Below are 215 nucleotides of genomic sequence, written 5' to 3'. Positions count from 1 at the left end.
GCCGTGGCTTTCTGGTTAGGTACCGTCAAGGTGCCAGCTTATTCAACTAGCACTTGTTCTTCCCTAACAACAGAGTTTTACGACCCGAAAGCCTTCATCACTCACGCGGCGGTGCTCCGTCAGACTTTCGTCCATTGCGGAAGATTCCCTACTGCTGCCTCCCGTAGGAGTCTGGGCCGTGTCTCAGTCCCAGTGTGGCCGATCACCCTCTCAGG

The 215-nt window shown here is 55.8% G+C and carries 1 rRNA gene; it reads right to left on the bottom strand.

From position 1 onward, the window contains the following. Window positions 1-215: ribosomal RNA gene (locus MR113_RS28140) — 16S ribosomal RNA — on the bottom strand; the annotation flags it as partial.

This window comes from Bacillus cereus group sp. BfR-BA-01379, from assembly GCF_022663605.1.
In the GTDB taxonomy this organism is placed as follows: domain Bacteria; phylum Bacillota; class Bacilli; order Bacillales; family Bacillaceae_G; genus Bacillus_A; species Bacillus_A mobilis.
The sequence above is the reverse complement of the archived record's forward strand: the minus strand, read 5'-3'. Positions and strand labels throughout refer to the sequence as shown.